Raw genomic sequence first — 14,777 nt, forward strand, 5'->3', positions numbered from 1 at the left:
AGCCCCGGCACACTCGCGCGCGGACTGGCCGGGCGGGCGACTAGCCCACCCGGGTCCTCCGTGCCACCGGGACGCCGTCACGGCGGTGTGGCCCGTGGCCGCCATCCGCCCGATGGGCCATGTTGACGAGCGCACCATCGTGGACGGGCTGAAGGTCGCCCGTGAGGTCGCCGCCACCGACCCGCTGCGTGACTGGCTCGTCCGCGAGGTCGCGCCCGGTCCGGACGTCGTCTCCGACGCCGGCCTGTCGGAGTACGGCCGCCGTGCGGCGCACACCGTCTACCACCCGGCGGGCACCTGCCGCATGGGCGCCCCGGACGACCCGATGGCCGTCTGCGACCCGGAGTTGAGACTGCTCGGCGTCGAGGGCGTGCGGATCGTCGACGCGTCGGTGTTCCCGACGATGCCCACCATCAACCCGATGGTGACCGTCCTGCTCGCCGCCGAACGCGCCGCCGACCTGATCCTCGACCGTCCCGGCCCCGCGGAACAGGAGGCCCCGCAGTGACCAGTCCCCAGCCTCCCGCCCCGGCGGCCGGTATCCCCAAGGGAGAGCCCGGCTCGGAGTTCCGCAAGGACATGGGCCCCTGGGCCAACTTCGCGCTCGGCTTCACCTACCTCTCCGTCGAAGGACTGACAGCGGACGGGCGGGCCCTCGGATCAGCGCCGGAGCAGCACCTTCCGGGTGGCGCGGGCCAGTCGGCGCACCGGGCGCCGCGATCGCGGCGCCGGTCCCGACCGCTCCAGCCACCACTCCCGCAGCTCCCGCCGCGCCGCGGCGTCCCCGGGCCGCCCGGAGGACAGCAGGTGCTCGGCGAAGGTGAGCGCGTCGCGCCGGTAGCCGCCGGTCATCGGCTGGGTCTGGGCGTACGCGAGGAAGGCCGTACGGTAGTCCGCCCCGAGGATCTCCGGCAGCTCGGGCGCGACCTTCGCCACGACATCCGCCCGCTTGGCGGCCAGCGCCCGGGCCTGTACGCCGACCCGCACCCGGTCGAACCCCTCGGGCACGGGCGTTCCCGCGACCAGCGCCGACAGCAGCGCGGCCTGCGCGAGCCCGAGCCGCTGCCGGGCCCCGTCCCCGCCGGGCCCACCGGGGTGGGGCAGGCCGAAGGCGCCCCGTGCCGCCCCGGCCTCATCGCCCCGCCCGGCCCCACCGACCAACCCACCCGCGACGCCCCGGGCTTCATCGCGCGACCCAACGCCGGGCTGTGGCTGGTCCGCTGCCTTCCGCCGCGCGACCGGCCCTGCTTCTTCGCGCCGCCCGGCCGTGGGCTCGGTGCCGGCCCGGTCGCGCAGAAGGCCCGGGGCCTTCTCCGCGAGTGCGTCGCTGTTCACGGGCGCGCCGGGCCCGGTTTCCGCGCGTCGTACGGCGAGTGCGTTGCCCGCCCAGCGGACCTCCGCCTTCACGCGCTCCACGGCGCCCGCCTCCAACGCCCTGCGGATCGCCCCCAGCTCGCTCTCCAGCTCCGCCGGTTCCGGGAAGTTCTCGTCGCGTTCCAGGAGGACTCCCGGCGGGGACACGCGGGATGCGAGGTCGGTCAGGATGTCGAGGACCGGCCGGGGGACGGGGTGGGCGTGGCTGTCGTGCCAGACGCCGTCGCGTTCGAAGCCGCCGGCGACATGGACGTAGGCGATGGCCTCCAGGGGCAGCTCGGCGAGGGCCTTGGCCGGGTCCTCGGCGCGGTTGACGTGGTTGGTGTGCAGGTTGGCCACGTCGATGAGGAGCCGGACGCCCGTGCGGTCGGCCAGCTCGTACAGGAACTGGCCCTCCGTCATCTCCTCGCCGGGCCAGGAGATCAGCGCGGCGATGTTCTCGACGGCCAGCGGCACCGGCAGCGCCTCCTGCGCGATGCGTACGTTCTCGCACAGGACGTCGAGGGCGTCCCGGGTCCGGGGGACGGGCAGCAGATGGCCCGCCTCCAGGTGCGGCGTCGCCGTCAGCGCCCCGCCGGCCCGTACGAACGCGATGTGCTCGGTGACCAGCGGCGAGCCGAGTGCCTCCACCCGCTCGGCCAGCGCGGCCAGCCGGCCGTCGTCCGGCCGGTCCGCACCGCCGAGGCCGAGCGAGACGCCGTGCGGCACCACGGTGACGCCGCGCTCGCGCAGCCGCCGCAGCGACTCGGGCAGATGCCCGGGGCAGACGTTCTCGGCCACGGCCTCGACCCAGTCGATGCCCGGCATGCGCTCCACGGCGTCCGCGATCTCCGGTCGCCACCCGATGCCCGTCCCCAGTCGCTCCATCGTCCCCTCCTCCGCACAGCCGGTTCCTCGAACGTGAGGGGGGTATGGCCCAGCCGCCCGTCCCCGAACCCCGCCGCGGTCGTCTTCAGAGGAACATTTGAGGTTCGGCCCACCGACGGAGGCACCGGGGTCGCGCCATCCCCCGAAGCGTCGTAGACCGGACGTATGCGCGATGGCAGCGAGCAGGCGGCCGCGGCCGCGGCCCGGCGGGTGTGGGCCGGTGCCGGGGCACTGGTGGTCGCCGTGGGCACGGCCTATTTCCTGCTGCCGCTTGAGGGGCTCGGCGACGACCGCCCCTGGCTGGGCTGGCCGCTGTTCGCCCTGTGCCTGGGGCTGCTGGCCGCGCTGCTGCTGCGCCAGGTGCGCGACGTCGTGCTGGAGAAGCCGCACACCCGGCCGGGCGTCATGATCCCGCTGCTGATGTGCCTGGCCGTGCTGGTCTTCTCGTCGGGGTACTACGCCCTCGCCCAGCGGCCGGGCCAGTTCACCGGCCTGAGCACCCGCGTCGACGCGCTGTACTTCACCGTCGTCACGCTCGCGACCGTCGGCTATGGGGACATCACCCCGAGCGGGCAGGAGGCCCGTCTGGTGACCGTCGCTCAGATCCTGTACACGTTCGTCTTCCTCACGGCGGCGGCCACCGCGCTCTCGCGCCGGCTGCACGCGGTGGTCGCCGCACGCGACCGGCGCCCGCCGCCCTCCTGACCCGCGGCGGCTGCTACGCCGCGCGGGACGAGCGGTAGTTGAACACCGACCACAGCACGAACAGGCCGGTCACGATCATGATGATCGACCAGAACGGCTGGTACGGCAGCCACATGAAGTTCGCGATCAGCGCCAGTCCCACCACGACCGCGCCCACGAGCCGGGCCCAGGCGGCCCCGGTGAACAGGCCCAACCCGGCCGCCACCACGAGCACACCGACGACCAGGTGGATCCAGCCCCACGCGGTCAGGTCGAACTCGAAGACGTACTCGCCGAAGCTCGTGTACACCTCGTCGTCGGCGATCGCCGTGATGCCCTGGAGCACCGCGAACAGGCCGTAGACGACCATCAGGGTGCCGCCGAGAGCGAGGCCCCCGGCCGCCCACTGGTCACCGGAACCGCCCGGGCCGGGGCCGCCGGGCGACCGGTCGTCGGGAGCGGGCGGAGCGGGGGGAGGGGGCGCGGCGCTGGTCATGGCTGCCTCCTGGGTCGGGGTTGCTGGTAACCCCACTGGAGCACCCGCCCGCGACCGGCGCGCCTGCGGCTACTCCGAACGGGTGGACGCCGGGCCGCCCGGCGCGTACGGCTCCCGGCGCAGCGCGGGGTGGTCCGCGACCACCGTGCACGAGCCGGGCGCGATCTCCGTGAACCCCGCGTCGCGGACCAACGGCAGTCCGCTGCCGGTCAGTTCGGGCCAGCGGGCCGGGTCGGCCGTCCGTACGCAGAGCGCGAAGCCCGCGTCGTGCCAGGCGGCCCGCTCCTCGTCGGGCAGTTCCCACCAGGCCAGTTGCGCGGCGTGTCCGGCCTGCGCCATCGCCTTGCCGGCCGACATGCCGAGGTCCGGGTTCAGCCACAGCACGGGCGCGGCCGGGTCCGCGTCCACCGGCGGCTCCGGATCGTCCAGGTCGGTGCCGGAGACCTGGAGCCGGGCCAGGTCCTTGGGCCAGCCGTCCAGTGGGACCGGCGGGAAGACCCGCACCTCGGCCGACTTTCCGGTGACCGTGATGCCGGGCAGCGCCTCCGCCCGCCGCCACTCGGCGCCGCGTGCCCGCCGCACCACCTTGCGGATCCGCGCGTCCTGCCAGTCCCGCACCGCCTGCGCCCACTCACCGTCGCCGGCCGACCGCTCGTCGCCGAGGATCGTCAGCACGGCCCGCGCGGCCGTCTCCAGCGCGTCCGTACGCGCCGGCGGGTCCGCCCGCTCGATCCGCACGACCAGCGGCAGCACGAACTGCGGCGCCGTGTCGCGGGCCGAGGGCTCGGACCGGAAGGGGCTGTCGCTCACGGGCGTCGGGTCTTCGCTCACGAATCCCAGTGTGCCAGCCGGAAGATCGTGCAGGATGGCCGCATGCGACCCGACCTGTGCCTGGAGAACGCGGGCCGCCGCTACGGCCTGCGCGGCCCCTGGGTGTTGCGTGGTGTCGACCTGACGGTGGCACCCGGCCGGCTCGTCCGCGTCGAGGGCGGCAACGGCACCGGCAAGTCGACGCTCCTGCGGCTGCTCGCCGGCATCGACGCCCCCAGCGAGGGCCGGATCACCGGCCGCCCGCGCACCGCGTACGTCCCCGAGCGGTTCCCGCCGGCCCTGCCGTTCACCGCCGCCGGCTACCTCACCCACCTCGGCACCGTGCACGGCCTGACCCGCGGGGCGGCCGCCCGCGTAGCCGCCGAGTGGCTGGAGCGTCTCGGCGCCGCCGCCTACGCCGAAACGCCCATGGCACGGCTGTCGAAGGGCAGCAGCCAGAAGGTCGCGATCGCCCAGGCACTGCTGGGGGAGCCGGAGCTGCTGGTGCTGGACGAGGCGTGGACCGGCCTGGACAGCGACGCCCGCGCCGAGTTGGAGCGGGCGGTCGCCGAGCGCACGGCGGCCGGCGGATCCGTGGTGTTCGTCGACCACGACCCGAGCCGCCTGGCGGGCCTGCCCGACGCGACGTACACCGTGCGCGACGGGAGCCTCGTCGAGAGTGCCGGGCCGGGACCGCTGCCGTCCGGACCGCAGGTCACGGTCGAGGTCCAGGGCCCGCCGGACGGACGGCTTCCCGACGACGTGCGGCGGACCGTCACCTCTGCCGAGGAGACCGCGCCGGGCAGCCACCGCCTCACCGTCCCCGCCCCGCACTCCGACGTCCTGCTCCGCGCCCTGCTCACGGCCCGCCCGCCCTGGCACGTGGTGAGTGTGGCGCGGCGGCCGGACGCCCCCGAGAGCCGCCGATGACCGCCCTCCTGCGCTACCACGCCGCCCTGCTGCTGCGCTCCCAGCGCTGGCTGCCGCCGTTCCTGCTCTACGCCGCCTTCCTCGCGATCAGCGTCCAGGCCGGGCAGCCGGTGCTCGACTCGCTCGGCTACTCCGCCGCCGCCCTGCTGCCCGTCGCCGCCTGGCTGGCGCGGATCTGTGCCACGGCCGAGCCGCAGGCGGCGCGCGGCTGCGTGGCGGCGGCCGTCGGGCCCGCACGCGCCCATGTGGCCTGTCTGCTGGTGGCGTTGTCCGGCGCGGCGGCGCTCGGCACGGTCGCGACCCTCGTCGTGACGCTGCTGAGCGCTCCGGTCGCCTCGGACCACCGCACCCCGGTGCCGCCCGCCCCCGCCTGCGGGGCCGGGCTGCTCGCCGCCCTGGCCTGCGCCCTGCTCGGCACGGCCGTCGGCGCGCTCACCAGCCGGCCGCTGCTGCGGTCGCGGGGCCGTGCCGTCCTGGCCCTGCTGCTCGCGGCGCTGCTGTCCCTGGTGGCCACCGGCTCCCCGGCGCAGGCGGCGGTGCAGGGCCTGGTGACCGGCTCACGGTCGGGCACCGTCCCGCTGCCGCTGCTGCCCCTGGCCGCGGCAGCCCTGGTCGCGGCCGCCGCGCTGGCCCTGGCCGGTGCGCTCGCCGCCCGCAGATCACCCTGAGCAGGTGGTGCGCTGCGCCTCCTGCCACTCACAGACCGGGCAGAGGGTGATCCCCTTGTACGACTCCGGGTACTCCGTCGGCTCCCGGCACAGCACGCTCCCCCACTCTCGGCTGCGCTCGAGCGGGGGGACCCCCATGGCGTACGGCGGCCCGTCCGCCCGGGGCGGCCTGGTCGCGTCGATCAGGCAGTAGTCCTGTCAGATGTCCCGCTGCTCCAGCGGCTGGGTCGCCGGGCCCTGGATCACCTTGCCGTCCGTGTCGAAGCGGGAGCCGTGGCAGGGGCACTCCCAGGCGCGTTCGGCGGAGTTGAAGGCGACCAGGCAGCCCAGGTGGGTGCAGCGGGCGGAGACGGAGTGCAGGTTGCCGTCGTCGTCCCGGTAGACCGCGAGGCGGTGGTGCCCGTCGGCGCGGACCACGGCGCCCTCGCCGGGTGGTAGGGACTCCACCGGCGGAGCGGGCCGCAGCCGGTCCCCGACGAAGTGGCCGGCGACCTTGGCCTGGGTCTTGAGGAACGCCGGCGCCTCCCGCACGGCGGGCTTCAGCCGGCGCGGGTCGTACAGCCCGCTCCACTCGCTCTCCTCGCCGGTGATCTGCGCGGTGAGCAGGCTGCCCGCCATGATGCCGCCGGTCATGCCCCAGCCGCCGAAGCCGGTGGCCACATAGGCGTGCCGGGCGCCCGGGTGCAGCGGGCCGACCATCGGCACGGTGTCCGTGGGGTCGATGTCCTGAGTGGCCCACCGGTGCGTGACGTCCAGGTCCGGGAAGTGCTCGGTGGCCCAGGCGGTGAGGCGTTCGAAACGGGCCCGCGTGTCGCCCGTACCCGGGGTGAAGTGCTCGCCGGTGACCACGAGCAGGCGCCGGTCGCCCTCGTAGGGCGCGGTGCGCACCGAGCGGATGCCCTCGTCGGGCGTGATGAACATGCCGTCCGGGTCCTGGTCCGCGGGGATCGTCCCGGCGACGACCAGCTCGCGGCGCGGCGCCAGCCGGGCGAACAGCAGGGCCCGGTCGAAGATCGGATAGTGCGTCGCGACGACGACGTCCCGGGCCCGCACCGTCGCTCCGGTCGTGGTCGACAGCCGGCACGGCTCGCCCTCGTCCAGACCGAGGACCGTGGTGTCCTCGAAGATCCGACCGCCGCGTTCGACCAGGTCGGCGGCGACGGCCAGCAGGTACTTGCGGGGGTGGAACTGGGCCTGGCCGGTGACCCGGACCGCGCCCGCCACCGGGAAGGGCAGCCCGGTCTCCGTCACGAACGAGGCGGGCAGCCCCGCCTCGGCGGCCGCCCGCGCCTCGGCACGCAGCTCCTCCAGCCGGCCCGCGTCGCAGGCGTAGGTGTAGGCGCTCCGGGTCTCCCACTCGCAGTCGATGCCCAGTTCCTCGACGATCCCGGCCGCGCGTTCGATCGCCTCGGACTGGGACCGGGCGTACAGCCGCGCGCCCTCGGGGCCGCGGGTGCGGCGCAGCTTGTCGTAGACGAGCGTGTGCAGGGCGGTGACCTTGGCGGTGGTGTGCCCGGTGACCCCGGCCGCGACCCGCCCGGCCTCCAGCACCGCCACGCTCCGCCCGGCCCGCGTCAGCTCCCACGCCGTGCTCAGTCCGGCGATCCCGGCGCCGATCACCGCCACGTCGACGTCCAGGTCCTCCGTCAGGGCCGGATGACGGCCGTCCGGTGCGGTTTCCAGCCAGTACGAGCTGCTGACCTGTGGCTTGTCGCTCATGAGCCACCGGGTACCCCCGACCGCCCGCTTCAGTGTCCGGCGGGTCGCTTTACAGAAGGGACCGGCAGGACTAACGTACAACCAAATGGTTGTAGATGAGCTGGACGACGAGACGGTGGACCGCCTGTTCCACGCCCTGGCCGACACCACACGCCGGGACATACTGCGCCGCTGCGTGCGCGGGGAGCTGTCGGTCTCGCGGCTGGCCGAGGCCTATCCGATGAGCTTCGCGGCCGTGCAGAAGCACGTCGCGGTGCTGGAACGGGCCGGTCTCGTCAGCAAGCAGCGCAGCGGACGGGAGCAGCTCGTGCGCACCGACCCCGACGCGGTGGGCCGCGCCCGCCAGGCCCTCGACGAGCTCGAGTCGGCATGGCGCGGGCGCGTGGACCGGATGGCCCGGCTGCTCGCGCAGGACCCCGGCACCGAAGGGCCGCAAGACCCCCGTACCGAAGAGAACGACACCCCGGAAGGACCCGAGAGATGAGCGTCACCAGTGTCGACAAGGATCTCGACAACCTCACCCTCACCCTGATCGCCGACTTCGCCGCCCCGGTGGAGCGGGTGTGGCAACTGTGGGCCGACCCCCGGCAGCTGGAGCGCTGGTGGGGCCCGCCGACCTACCCGGCGACCGTGGAGGAGCACGACCTGACCCCCGGCGGAGAGGTCACATACTTCATGACCGGCCCGGAGGGCGACCGGCACCGCGGCTGGTGGCGCGTCTCCTCGGTCTCCGAGCCGACGGCCCTGGAGTTCACCGACGGCTTCGCCGACGACGACGGAAAGCCCAAGGGCGACATGCCGACCACGTCCGTACGGGTGCGGCTCACCGAGCACGAGGGCGGCACCCGCATGGAGATGCGCTCCCTCTTCGACTCCCGTGAGCAGATGGAACAGCTGATCACCATGGGCATGGAGGAGGGCCTGAAGGAGGCCGTCGGCCAGATCGACGCCCTGCTCGCCTCCTGACCCGGCCCGGGATCAGGACTGCTCCAGCAGCCGCTTCCGGCACTCCGCCACATCGAAGTCCGCCTCCGGATACCGCGGATCCAGCTCCCGCAGATGCTCCAGGAGCAGCGTGCTGACCGCCCAGTTGCGGTACCACTTGCGGTCGGCCGGGACCAGGTGCCAGGGCGCGTACGAGGTGCCGCAGCGCTCCAGGGCCATCTCGTAGGCCTCCTGGTACGCGGGCCACAGGGCGCGGTCGTCGATGTCGGACGGGGCGAACTTCCAGCGCTTGTCCGGCTTGTCGAGGCGTCTGAGCAGGCGGCGGCGCTGCTCGTCGTAGGAGATGTGCAGGAAGCACTTGATCAGGGTCACGCCGTCGTCGGCGAGGGACCGCTCGAAACGGTTGATCCGCTCGTAGCGGCTTTCGATCACGGCGCGGGGCGCGAGCTCCCGGACCCGGGCGACCAGTACGTCCTCGTAGTGCGAGCGGTCGAAGATGCCCAGTTCGCCGGGGAGCGGGAGCGCCTTCCCCACGCGCCACAGGAAGGAGTGCGCGCGTTCCTCGGCGGTCGGTGCCCTGAACGCCGTGATCCGGCAGCCGGCCGGGTTGAGCAGGCCGATGACGTGCTTGACCGTGCCGCCCTTGCCGCTGGTGTCCATGCCCTGGAGCACCAGCAGGACGCGGCGCCGGTCGCCCGCGGTGCTCGCCGCCCACAGCCGTTCCTGAAGGTCGGCGAGCCGCTCGCCGATCCGGGCCGTGGCGGCTTCGCCCGCCGCCTTGCCGTCCGGGCCGCCGGGAGTGGCGGCGGCGTCGTGACGGGCCAGGTCGACCGGCCCACCTGCGGGGACGCGCAGCCGCTCCCGCAGCGAGGTCCCGCGCTCGGCCTTCTCCGCCGCGTCCTTCTCCGGTTTGTCCTTCTCCGTCACCGGGCCCCCTTCCGTTCCCCGGGCCTCGATCGTCCGCCGGGGCGCCGGGTTGCGCACCCGGCGCCCTGACGGGAAACGGAGCCTCGCTTACCGGCGCCAGGGGCCTGTCACCGCGAACGTGGTGCCGGGTTTGTAGCAGTTGACGTACATCGTGTCGCCGTCGGGTGAGAAGGCCACCCCGGCGAACTCACCCCACTCGGGCTCCTCCGGGGTGCCGATGGTCTGCCGGTTGCGGGCCATCGCGTACACCTCGCCGCGCCGGGTCACGCCGTAGACGTGCTGGGCGCCGTCGCCGTCCTCGCAGACCATCAGGCCGCCGCTGGGCGCCAGGCAGATGTTGTCCGGCGACTCTCCCGGCTTCTGGATGTCGGTGTCCGGACCGAAGACGATCACCAGGGTCAGCCGCCGCCGGTCCGGGTCGTAGCGCCAGACCTGCCCGAAGTGGTCGGCCGCCGACCCCTCGGCGCTGCGGGCGAACGACGACACGAAGTACACCGACCGGCCGCCCCAGTAGCAGCCCTCAAGCTTCTGCGCGTGCGTGATGCCCCTGGGGCCGAAGTCCTGGAGCCGGATCGGCGTCCGCGCGGCCTGCGGGTCCGGTACGTCCACCCACTCGACGCGGTCGAACTCCGCGCCGATGTCCTGGATCGAGGACAGGTCCGGCACGCCGGGCACGCGCATGGCCTGGAGCCGGCCGCCCGCGCGCAGCGAACCCCGCCCGCCCAGCGGCCGGTCCGGCAGGAAGCGGTAGAAGAGGCCGAAGGGCTTCTGGAAGGCGTCCTCGGTCTCGTACACCACGCCCCGCCGGGGGTCGACGGCGATCGCCTCGTGCTGGAAGCGGCCCATCGCGGTCAGCGGTACGGCTCCCGTGCGGCGCGGGTCGGCCGGGTCGACCTCGAAGATGAAGCCGTGGTCCTTGGCGTAGCCGGCGGCGCTCGCCCTTTCCTCGGTCTCCTCGCAGGTCAGCCAGGTGCCCCACGGGGTGGGGCCGCCCGCGCAGTTCACGGCCGTGCCGGCGATCGCGACGCGTTCCGACAGGACGTTGTTGCGGGAGTCCACGGTGAGGGCCGTGCAGCCGCCCTTGGCGGCCGGGTCGTAGGTGAGGCCCTCGATCGTCGGGACCGGGACCCTGCCGTCGGCGCGGTTCTCGTGGTTGCGGACCAGGTGGACCCGGCCGCCTCTGCCCGCGAAGGCCGACATGCCGTCGTGGTTGGAGGGGACCTTGCCCTCGCCGGAGCGGAGCGGGTCCGACTCGCGGGAGAGGACCCGGTAGCTGAAACCTTCCGGCAGGTCGAGCAGCTCCTTCGGGTCGGGGACGAGCGGGCCGTAGCCGTCGTGGCCGAGGTTCTGGGCGGCGGCGGTGCCGGCGAAGAGTTCGGACAGGGCGCCGGAGAACGCGATCCCGACGCCCAGGGCGCCCGTACCGGCTAGTACTTGACGTCGGGTGGCGATACGACCGGTTTTGGTCATGGCGAAACCTTCCTGCTGGCGGACAGGAACTGTGATCCCGCTGTGTCTACCACCTGGTGCGGGCGGCGGAAACCACGCGCGTAGCGTGGGTCACTGCTCGACCGCGTGCCGCAGTTCGTCGATGGCCTGTTCTGTCGTGTCGACGGGGTGTTCCGCCGACTCCGGTGCCTGCCGGCCCGTCTCCTGCCGGCCCGCCTCCTGGTGGCCCCTTTCCAGGAACCGCAGGAGCTCCACCGGGATGGGCAGCACCAGCGTGGAGTTCTTCTCCGCCGCCACGGCCATCACGGTCTGGAGCAGGCGCAGCTGGAGCGCCGAGGGCGTGTCGGCCATCTGGTGAGCGGCCTGTGCCAGCTTCTTCGAGGCCTGGTACTCGGCGTCGGCGTTGATCAGCCGGGCCCGCCGCTCGCGGTCGGCCTCGGCCTGGCGGGCCATGGAGCGCTTCATCGTGTCCGGCAGGGACACGTCCTTGATCTCCACGCGGTCGATCGTCACGCCCCACTCCACGGCCGGGCTGTCGATCATCAGCTCCAGGCCCTGGTTGAGCTTCTCCCGGTTGGACAGGAGGTCGTCCAGTTCGCTCTTGCCGATGATCGAGCGCAGGGAGGTCTGGGCCATCTGGGAGACGGCGAAGCGGTAGTCCTCGACGTTGACGATCGCGGCCGCCGGGTCCACGACCTTGAAGTACACGACCGCGTCGACCCGCACGGTCACGTTGTCGCGGGTGATGCCCTCCTGGGCGGGCACCGGCATGGTCACGATCTGCATGTTGACCTTACGCAGCCGGTCCACCGCGGGGACGATGATGTTGAACCCGGGCCGCCGCACCTCCCCGTGCAGCCGCCCGAGCCGGAACACCACCCCGCGCTCGTACTGCTTGACGATCCGCGCCGCCGAGGCCAGATACACCAGCCCCCCGGCTCCGGCCGCCGCCACCACCCCGATCAGCTCTTCGACCATGCCGACCTCCCCGTCCAGAGGTCCCGTTTCGTCTGTTCCTGTAACGATATGCCCGGACTCGGGGTCGGGGCCATGCCTTGCGGGCCGGGGCCGTACACGCGAAGGTCCGGGGCGCGCTTCTCGGGCGCGCCCCGGACCAGGGATTGTCGGCGTTCCGGCTACGTCGCTACGCGGCCGTGACCTTCTCGGCCTCCGCAGACGGCTCCGGCTCCGGCTCCGTGAGCCTCACCGGCTCCGTGCCCGTCGCGCTGTGGCGTTCGGCCCAGCTCTCCAGGGCCGTGCGGCAGGCGTGGTCGAGGTGGTGCAGACCCGAGAGGTCCAGCTCGACCGGGCGGTCCTGGGGCAGGGCCTCCAGGCTGTCGAGGATCTTCGGCAGCCGCAGGAACGTCGCGTTGCCCGACAGGTAGGCCTGGATCGGGCCGGCACCCTTGTCTATGACCTCGAGCTTGACGTGCGAGGCCTCCCAGGCGGTCTTGACGACCGACAGGGCCAGACCGATCAGGACGCCCTCGAACATGTTCACCGCGACGATCGACACGGCCGTGACCACGAGGATCAGCGCCTCGCCCTTGTGAGCCCGCCACAGCGCCACGACCTGGCGGAACGGGATCAGCTTCCAGCCCGCGTGCACCAGGATGCCGGCGAGGGCGGGGAGCGGGATCAGGGCCAGGGCCCACGGCATCGCGGCGGCGAACAGCAGCAGCCACACGCCGTGCAGCACACGGGACGCCTTGGTCTTCGCACCCGCGTTGACGTTGGCCGAGCTGCGGACGATCACCGCGGTCATGGGCAGCGCGCCGAGCAGACCGCACACGGTGTTGCCCGCGCCCTGGGCGATCATCTCCTTGTCGTACTGCGTGCGCGGACCGTCGTGCAGCCGGTCCACGGCCGCCGCGCTGAACAGGCTCTCCGCGGAGGCGATCAGCGCGAACGCGATGATCGTGCCCCAGATGGCCGGGCCGGCCAGCTCACCGAGGGCGTCGGTCCCGGGCGGCTGGATGACGCCGAGCAGGCCCTCCACCTCGACCGTGGCGACCGGCAGGCTCAGGGCGAGCGTGGCGACCGTGGCCAGGACCACCGCCGCGAGGGCGCCCGGCACGGACTGCACGGCCTTCGGCAGCTTCTTCCACAGCACGATGACGGCGATGGTGCCCGCGCCGATCGCGAGCGAGATCAGAGCCTCGGTGCTGCCCAGGGCGTCGGTGAACGCCCCCGGCAGCCCCACGATCTTGCCGATGCCGGTCTCCGGGGCCTTCAGGCCCGCCGCCGCGTAGATCTGCCCGGCGATGATCACCAGACCGATGCCGCAGAGCATGCCCTCGACGACGGAGACGGAGATCGCCCGGAACCAGCGGCCGATCCCGAGGAAGCCCATGGCGAGCTGGAGCAGACCGGCCATCAGCACGATCACACCGAGTGCGGCCACCCCGAACTCGCTGACAGCCTCGAAGACCAGCACGGTCATGCCGGCGGCGGGCCCGGACACCTGGAGGCTGCTGCCGCGCATGAGACCGGTGACGAGGCCGCCCACGATGCCGGTGATCAGGCCGAGTTCGGCCGGGACGCCGGAGGCGACGGCCACACCGATGCAGAGCGGCACGGCGACCAGGAAGACGACGATGGAGGCGAGGAAGTCCTGCCTCAGGTAAGGGAACTTGGTCATGGTGTCCCTCACAGGGTCTCGAAGGTGTCGGTGTCCGCGCGGTGGTTCCGCACGGTTCCGGTGTGCACTTCGTAGAACCAGGCGTGCAGCCGCAGCCGGCCGTCCGTCAGACGGCTCTCGACGCACGGGTAGGAGCGCAGTCGCTCCACCTGCGCCAGGACGTGGTTCTGCACGGCTTCGGCGACCGTCTTGTCGGCCGGGTCCGCGCACTTGGGCTCGTCGCAGGCGTGCGCGAGCCAGTCACGCACGGCGGGAACGGCGGTGAGGTCGTCGCCCCGCACCACCGCGCCGACGGCGCCGCAGTGCGAGTGGCCGCAGACCACGATCTCCTTGACGCCGAGCACTTCCACGGCGTACTCGATGGTGGCCGCCTCCGAGGTGGGGTGTCCGAAGGCGTACGGGGGGACGACGTTGCCCGCGGTGCGCAGCTCGAAGAGCTCGCCGGGCCGGGCGCCCGTGATCAGGGCCGGTACGACCCTGGAGTCGGAGCAGGTGATGAACAGGACGTCGGGGGACTGGCCCTCGGCGAGGCGAGCGAACTCCTCAGGGCGCTGTCCGAACATGCGGGCGTTGTCGATGAGGGGTTGCATGAGTGTGGTGACTCCTCCTGGCGCGCAGTGGGGGCGCGTCGGACGGGCATGACAGAGGTGGGGGTGGAACTGCTCTGTTCCTCAGCAGCGGAAGACCTGAAGCGCTGCCGGAGTACGCGACGCCGAGGATCTCGACGTGCGTTCGTATGCGACGCCGGGTGTGACCCGTTCCGGTGCTGTCGGCGGGATGTGCCTCAGCAACGGCCGATCGGGCGCCGATGGCGCCGAGTCGGCGTGGTGGAACCGGTCGCGGGTCCGCAGGGGCCCGGTCGGGCCCTGATGGTGTCCGGCGCGGCAGGTCGCGATCTCGTCGCGCAGAGCCTTCCCGGAAAGCTTGCTTCCGGGGCGCGAAGACGCGCCGGTTGGTTCAGTTCCGGACTGAGCCTTGGCCTCGACTTCACGGTGGGTGTGCACGGATGCGAAGGACGCCGTCGGTGCGAAGAACTGGAGGGCGAGCAGGACGGCGGCGAGGAGCGAAACCACGGTCCGTGCCGTCGTACCTCGGCGCATGCGCCCCCCTTCGACTGATTCGCACATCTAGCGCTGACCAACACTTAGTCAATGGCTGGTCAAGAAACACGTTAACCCTGCAAGGTCGTTTGCAGGGTTAACTTAACGTTTCAAGCTGAAGAGAGCCTGAAAACCGTAGGTGCGTTGGCTTGAATCAACGCTTGCGA

Annotated in this window: 15 protein-coding genes and 1 pseudogene; 6 read left to right on the top strand and 10 right to left on the bottom strand. The window is 72.9% G+C overall.

The window, feature by feature from the left end:
- Positions 1–124 precede the first annotated feature (124 nt).
- A pseudogene (locus ACIBNA_RS31360) lies at positions 125–508 on the top strand (GMC oxidoreductase); the annotation flags it as partial.
- Positions 509–660: 152 nt separating this feature from the next.
- Here the strand turns inward: ACIBNA_RS31360 and ACIBNA_RS31365 are convergent.
- Positions 661–2,241: a DUF692 domain-containing protein gene (locus tag ACIBNA_RS31365; protein WP_399168553.1), complete on the bottom strand. Its 1,581-nt coding sequence runs from the start codon at positions 2,239–2,241 to the stop codon at positions 661–663.
- A 165-nt stretch (positions 2,242–2,406) separates the two neighbouring features.
- On the opposite strand from ACIBNA_RS31365, the gene ACIBNA_RS31370 reads away from it, so the two are divergent.
- Positions 2,407–2,946, top strand: coding sequence for a potassium channel family protein (locus tag ACIBNA_RS31370; protein WP_399168554.1), 540 nt, complete (start codon positions 2,407–2,409; stop codon positions 2,944–2,946).
- Between the two features lie 13 nt (positions 2,947–2,959).
- Here the strand turns inward: ACIBNA_RS31370 and ACIBNA_RS31375 are convergent, their stop codons facing one another.
- Positions 2,960–3,421 (bottom strand): hypothetical protein, encoded by a 462-nt coding sequence (locus tag ACIBNA_RS31375; protein ID WP_399168556.1) that lies wholly within the window; start codon positions 3,419–3,421, stop codon positions 2,960–2,962.
- Positions 3,422–3,490: 69 nt separating this feature from the next.
- Entirely contained in the window at positions 3,491–4,252 is a 762-nt protein-coding gene (locus tag ACIBNA_RS31380; RefSeq protein WP_399168557.1) for a peptidyl-tRNA hydrolase, read from the bottom strand.
- 42 nt (positions 4,253–4,294) lie between these two features.
- Between ACIBNA_RS31380 and ACIBNA_RS31385 the strand changes: the two genes are divergently transcribed.
- The gene (locus ACIBNA_RS31385; protein ID WP_399168558.1) at positions 4,295–5,161 is read left to right on the top strand and encodes an ATP-binding cassette domain-containing protein; all 867 of its coding nucleotides are present in this window, start codon (positions 4,295–4,297) and stop codon (positions 5,159–5,161) included.
- Positions 5,158–5,829 (top strand): ABC transporter, encoded by a 672-nt coding sequence (locus ACIBNA_RS31390; protein ID WP_399168559.1) that lies wholly within the window; start codon positions 5,158–5,160, stop codon positions 5,827–5,829. Before ACIBNA_RS31385 ends, ACIBNA_RS31390 begins: the two co-directional genes overlap by 4 nt.
- On the opposite strand, the gene ACIBNA_RS31395 is transcribed toward ACIBNA_RS31390, so the two are convergent.
- Together ACIBNA_RS31395 and ACIBNA_RS31400 are read right to left on the bottom strand one after the other, a co-directional pair.
- Positions 5,821–6,015, bottom strand: a complete 195-nt coding sequence (locus ACIBNA_RS31395; protein WP_399168615.1) for a hypothetical protein — start codon at positions 6,013–6,015, stop codon at positions 5,821–5,823. The genes ACIBNA_RS31390 and ACIBNA_RS31395 overlap by 9 nt on opposite strands.
- Positions 6,016–6,027: 12 nt before the next feature.
- On the bottom strand, positions 6,028–7,548 hold the full coding sequence (locus ACIBNA_RS31400) for an FAD-dependent oxidoreductase (RefSeq protein WP_399168561.1): 1,521 nt from the start codon (positions 7,546–7,548) through the stop codon (positions 6,028–6,030).
- An 85-nt stretch (positions 7,549–7,633) separates the two neighbouring features.
- Here ACIBNA_RS31400 and ACIBNA_RS31405 point away from each other — a divergent pair, with 85 nt between their 5' ends.
- Positions 7,634–8,032 (top strand): ArsR/SmtB family transcription factor, encoded by a 399-nt coding sequence (locus ACIBNA_RS31405; RefSeq protein ID WP_399168562.1) that lies wholly within the window; start codon positions 7,634–7,636, stop codon positions 8,030–8,032.
- Entirely contained in the window at positions 8,029–8,514 is a 486-nt protein-coding gene (locus ACIBNA_RS31410) for an SRPBCC domain-containing protein (protein ID WP_399168563.1), read from the top strand. Before ACIBNA_RS31405 ends, ACIBNA_RS31410 begins: the two co-directional genes overlap by 4 nt.
- Before the next feature lie 12 nt (positions 8,515–8,526).
- Here ACIBNA_RS31410 and ACIBNA_RS31415 read toward each other — a convergent pair whose 3' ends face one another.
- The 5 genes from ACIBNA_RS31415 to ACIBNA_RS31435 all read right to left on the bottom strand — a co-directional run bounded on the left by ACIBNA_RS31415 (position 8,527) and on the right by ACIBNA_RS31435 (position 14,100).
- Positions 8,527–9,420: a PPK2 family polyphosphate kinase gene (locus ACIBNA_RS31415; protein WP_399168564.1), complete on the bottom strand. Its 894-nt coding sequence runs from the start codon at positions 9,418–9,420 to the stop codon at positions 8,527–8,529.
- A gap of 87 nt (positions 9,421–9,507) precedes the next feature.
- Positions 9,508–10,890: a PhoX family protein gene (locus tag ACIBNA_RS31420; protein ID WP_399168565.1), complete on the bottom strand. Its 1,383-nt coding sequence runs from the start codon at positions 10,888–10,890 to the stop codon at positions 9,508–9,510.
- Positions 10,891–10,980: 90 nt separating this feature from the next.
- On the bottom strand, positions 10,981–11,847 hold the full coding sequence (locus ACIBNA_RS31425; protein WP_399168566.1) for a slipin family protein: 867 nt from the start codon (positions 11,845–11,847) through the stop codon (positions 10,981–10,983).
- A gap of 166 nt (positions 11,848–12,013) precedes the next feature.
- Positions 12,014–13,510 carry a SulP family inorganic anion transporter gene (locus ACIBNA_RS31430; protein WP_399168567.1) on the bottom strand — a complete coding sequence of 499 codons (1,497 nt, stop codon included), beginning with the start codon at positions 13,508–13,510 and terminating at the stop codon, positions 12,014–12,016.
- Between the two features lie 8 nt (positions 13,511–13,518).
- Positions 13,519–14,100, bottom strand: a complete 582-nt coding sequence (locus ACIBNA_RS31435; RefSeq protein WP_399168568.1) for a carbonic anhydrase — start codon at positions 14,098–14,100, stop codon at positions 13,519–13,521.
- Positions 14,101–14,777 lie beyond the last annotated feature (677 nt).

The organism is Streptomyces sp. NPDC050164 (genome assembly GCF_044459945.1).
Lineage (GTDB): Bacteria > Actinomycetota > Actinomycetes > Streptomycetales > Streptomycetaceae > Streptomyces > Streptomyces coeruleorubidus_A.